Raw genomic sequence first — 4,353 nt, 5'->3', positions numbered from 1 at the left:
GCGTAGGGGCGCATGAGCCCTTGACATCCTCGATGGTCGGCTTTACGCTCTGCTATTCCTGTGGGGCGCGGGGGAACGGGTCTCGATTGAGCGGGGAATGGATACAATAGCATCACCTATGTGCCGATATGGTGTACGTAATCGCGGGGTGACCCGCGTGTTTTTGTTATAGACGCGATATGAAAGGAGCTTATAGAGCTCATGGCAAAAAAGAATCCGCCCCTTCGCATCATCCCCTTGGGTGGTCTTGATGGAATCGGCAAGAATATGACCGCCATCGAGTGCGGCCCGGATATGGTGCTCATCGACGCCGGCCTCATGTTCCCCGATGATTCCCAGCCCGGTATCGACCTGGTGCTGCCTGATTACACCTATGTTCTGGAAAACGAGGATAAGCTGCGCGGTATCGTCGTGACCCACGGTCACGAGGACCATACGGGTGCGCTTCCGTATCTTCTACAGGACCTCAACAACAAGGTGCCCATTTTCTCGAGCAAGCTCACGCTCGGCTTCATCGAGGGCAAGCTGGCGGAGTTTCGCATCAAGACGCCGAAGTTCCGCGAGGTGCATGATGGAAGCCATGTGAACCTGGGAAACATCTCCATCGATTTCTTCTCGATGACCCACTCCATTCCCGGCGCGCTCGGTGTCTACATCAAGTCGCCGCAGGGTACGGTTATGCATACGGGCGACTTCAAGCTCGATCAGACACCCATCGACGGGGTCACGCCCAACTACGCTGCTATCACTAAATTCGCTAAGCAGGGCATCGATCTTCTCATGTCCGACTCGACCAACGCCAACCGCCCCGGGTTCACCCCGTCCGAGGCGGCGGTGGGCCCCACGCTCAACGAGGTCATCAAGAACGCGAAGGGCCGCGTATTCGTTGCCTCGTTCTCGAGCCATATCCACCGTTTGCAGCAGATTTGCGATGCGGCTAAGAAATGCGGGCGCAAGATCGTTGTGACGGGCCGCTCGATGCTCACCAACACGCGCGTGGCGCGCGAGCTCGGATACCTCAACATCGACGAGAAGGACATCCTCGATGCCTACGAGCTCAACGGCATTCCCGACGACCAGATCGTCGTCATGTGCACGGGCTCCCAGGGCGAGCCGCTTTCCGCGCTTTCCCGTATGGCAAACGGGGAGCATAAGACGCTTTCCATTCACTCCGGCGACACCGTGATCATCTCCGCCACGCCGGTTCCCGGCAACGAAAAGGCGGTCCAGCAGGTTATCAACAGCCTGGCGAAGCTTGGGTGCACCGTTGTGGACAAATCCACCCGGCTCGTGCACGTTTCTGGCCACGGTAGCCAGGAGGAGCTCAAGCTCATGCTCGCCATGGCTAAGCCGTGCTACTTCATGCCCGTCCACGGCGAGGCGGTGCACCTTCGGGCGCACGCCAACCTCGCTCGCCAGATGGGCATGCGCGACGACCACATCTTCGTGGTGGATAACGGCGACACGCTCGAGATGCGCGGCGGCGAGGTCAAGATCGGCCCGCAGGTGGAGAGCGGCATCGTGTACGTCGACGGCCTGCGCATCGGCGATACCGATCCCATCGTGCTCCGCGACCGCCAGAAGCTTGCCAACGACGGCATGGTGACCGTCGTGGCCATCGTCTCGATGAAGCGCAAGCGCATCGACGCGATCGAGTTCTCGAGCCGCGGCGTGTCGTTTACCATCGATGACGAGTTCAGCTCCGATGCCTCTGCTTCCATCATGAAGGCGATCGATAAGGGCTCCTTCGATTACACGAGCAACGGTACGGGCGCGCTCCGCAAGGCGGTCCGCGACTCGCTATCCAACTTCATCTGGAACCGTACGCGTACGCGTCCCATGATCATCCCCGTGGTCATGGAGGTCTAGCGTGGCGTCTCGGCAGACGACATCGAAGAACGCTCAGAAGAAGGGCGCATCGCGCAAGGCTGCTCCCAAGCAGGGTGCGGCTAAGCTTCGTGCGAACGCGCAGGCAGCTCCCGAGCCCGTTCCCGAGCCGCTTTTCACCGGCGGCACGGCGCGCGATATCTCAGGAGTCGTCCTGGCGGTTTTTGCCGTTGCGTCCTTCATTGCGGTCATCGCTCCCACGACCGCCCCGGTTGCGGCTGCCGTGGCCGGCTTCTATCACCTTGGCTTCGGTCTGGGTGGCTATGTCCTGCCGCTTGCGCTCCTGTTCGTATCCGCGCTCGTCTTCGTGCGCGACGAGGGGGTCTTCAAGATGAAGACCGCGCTCGGCGCGCTCCTCATCTTCGTCGCGGTCATCTCGTTCATCGCCTTGGTCGGGCTTCCCGACCCCATGGTGCTTGGCGTTACCGTGAGCGAAGCGGGCCTTTCCGCTACGGGCGGATACGTCGGCTTCGCGGTTTCGTCGGTGCTTGCAGGTGCGCTCGGTAAGCCCATCGCCGGGGTCGTGCTCGTTGGCATCGCACTTGCCGGCGCCGTGCTCATAGGCTTTTCCATCTCGAGCTTTGCGGGCGCGGTGCGCGAGCGCGTCGAGGGGCTTCGAGCGCGCCGCCATGTCGAGGTCAACGAGTGCCCATGGGGCGATGACCCCTATGCCGCGGCTCCCGTTCGCGAATCTAATCCAAAGGGTGCGCCCGCTGGTCGCCAACAGAAGCTTTTCGATGAGGATGGCGCGGCCAAGACCACCTATATCGGTGATCGCGCGAAGACGACGCTCATCACAGATGATCCGGACGATCCCGACGAGGACCCCTTCGTCGATGTTTCGGAGCAGCTTAAAGCCGAGGCCGCCAAAACGCGCCTTATTCCCATCGAGGATAAGCACGTGCCTGCCGAGCACGCTGTCGCGGGGAACGCTACTGTCGCATCTTCAGCTGCGGACGATCCGTATTCCCTTGCAGGTATGACCGAAATCCTTGAGTCGGGGGACGAGCGCTGCGATGAGCCTCCCTTCGACCATTCTGCCGAGACGGGGGTATCCGCGGCGGCGCAGGCCGATCCCTCTCCTGTCGACGGCCGGGAAACGCAGCCTCCCATTCCCGATTTCCTGCTGCACCCGCGCGCGTCCTCTGTGGGTGAAGGCGCTTCGTCGGGTGCTGGCGCAGCTTCCGTCGTGGCCGCCGCCGAGCCTGCGCACGCCGATGCCGAGCCCCAAGATGACGATGGGGAGCGCAAGCTGCCGCCGCTGTCGATGCTTCGCCATAATCCCCATTCCGCTTCCTCGGCGTCTTCTGATAAAGAGCTTCGCCAGACGGCTGAGTCGCTCCAGTCGACCCTGCAGGAGTTTAACCTCCATTCGCAGGTTGTGGGCTGGATCAGCGGTCCTACGGTCACGACTTTCAAGGTGCAGCCCGGCGAGGGCGAGCGCGTAAGCCGTATCTCGAGCCTCGAGGACGATATCGCCCTCTCGCTCGCGGCGCAGTCCGTGCGCATCTTCGCGCCCATCCCGGGTACCTCGCTCGTGGGCATCGAGATTCCCAACCGCAAGCGCCAGAATGTGAACTTGGGAGATGTCCTGCCCTATGTGCAGGGTGGCCCGCTCGAGCTCGCCATCGGTCGCGATGCTGAAGGGTCGCCCATCGTGGCCGACCTCGCCAAGATGCCCCACCTCCTCATCGCGGGCACCACTGGTTCCGGCAAGTCCGTCATGATCAACTCGATCGTGATGGCGCTCCTCATGCGCACCTATCCCGAGGATGTGCGCCTCATCATGGTCGACCCGAAGCGCGTCGAGCTTGCTGGATACAACGGCCTGCCGCACCTCTACGTGCCCGTCGTCACCGAACCCAAGCAGGCTGCGAGTGCACTGCAATGGGCTGTGTCCGAGATGGAGCGCCGACTCAAGATCTTCGAGCGCGTGGGCGTGCGAAAGATATCGACCTTCAACGAGAAGCAGGCCTCGGGCGCCTTCGATCACTACGACAATCCGCCGGCTAAGATGCCCTACCTCGTCATCATCATCGACGAGCTCTCCGACCTCATGATGGTTGCGGGCAAGGACGTCGAGGCCTCGATTGTGCGTATCGCCCAGCTCGGCCGCGCTGCCGGTATCCACCTCATCGTGGCTACCCAGCGCCCCAGCTCAAACGTGGTGACGGGCCTTATCAAGGCAAACATCACCAACCGTATCGCATTCAACGTGGCCACGGGTATCGACTCGCGCGTGATCATCGACCAGGTGGGTGCCGAGAAGCTCACCGGCTACGGCGATATGCTCTTCAGCAAGGTCGATTGGGGCAAGCCCAAGCGCATCCAGGGTTGCTTCGTCTCGGATGAGGAGATCGCTGCCGTTACCGAGTTCGTTAAGGAGCAGGGCGAGGCCGAATACCACGAAGAGATCCTTTCGGCTGTGGTGCCTGCTACGCTTTCGGGCGGTGGAGGCGCTTCTTC

2 protein-coding genes are annotated in these 4,353 nt (G+C 61.8%); both read left to right on the top strand.

Annotated features, from left to right (window positions below; genetic code table 11):
- Positions 1-201 precede the first annotated feature (201 nt).
- Positions 202-1,869: a ribonuclease J gene (locus AC1VS5_RS09455; protein ID WP_481218461.1), complete on the top strand. Its 1,668-nt coding sequence runs from the start codon at positions 202-204 to the stop codon at positions 1,867-1,869.
- Positions 1,870-2,296: 427 nt separating this feature from the next.
- Positions 2,297-4,353: DNA translocase FtsK (locus AC1VS5_RS09450; protein WP_481218462.1), on the top strand; the 2,057-nt coding region annotated here is incomplete at its 3' end.

The organism is Enorma sp. (assembly GCF_982429025.1).
This window is presented reverse-complemented; position numbering and strand designations above follow the sequence as displayed.

What these genes read in the sequence shown, in the direction of transcription:
- AC1VS5_RS09455 (WP_481218461.1), top strand. Translation starts at nt 202, where the DNA reads ATGGCAAAAAAGAATCCGCCCCTTCGCATCATCCCCTTGGGTGGTCTT.